Here is a 251-nt window from a genome sequence, read left to right as displayed (position 1 = left end):
GGAGGATTACCCAAGTCCGGCTGAAGGGAACGGTCTTGAAAACCGTCAGGCGTGTAAAAGCGTGCGTGGGTTCGAATCCCACATCCTCCTTTATTATTAACGCGGGATGGAGCAGCTCGGTAGCTCGTCGGGCTCATAACCCGAAGGTCGTAGGTTCAAATCCTGCTCCCGCAATAAGGCTCGGTAGCTCAGTTGGTAGAGCAATGGATTGAAGCTCCATGTGTCGGCGGTTCGATTCCGTCTCGCGCCAT

3 tRNA genes are annotated in these 251 nt (G+C 54.6%); all 3 read left to right on the top strand.

Annotation, left to right across the window (positions count from 1 at the left end):
• Window positions 1-90 (top strand) — tRNA-Ser (locus HMPREF2728_RS10160).
• A gap of 10 nt (window positions 91-100) precedes the next feature.
• Window positions 101-174: transfer RNA gene (locus HMPREF2728_RS10155), tRNA-Met, on the top strand.
• Window positions 175-177: 3 nt separating this feature from the next.
• Window positions 178-250, top strand: a tRNA-Phe gene (locus tag HMPREF2728_RS10150).
• The last annotated feature ends 1 nt before the right edge of the window (window position 251 follow it).

The organism is Streptococcus sp. HMSC061D10 (assembly GCF_001808865.1).
Lineage (GTDB): Bacteria > Bacillota > Bacilli > Lactobacillales > Streptococcaceae > Streptococcus.
Note: the sequence above shows the minus strand (reverse complement) of the source record. Positions and strands in the feature narration are given on the sequence as shown.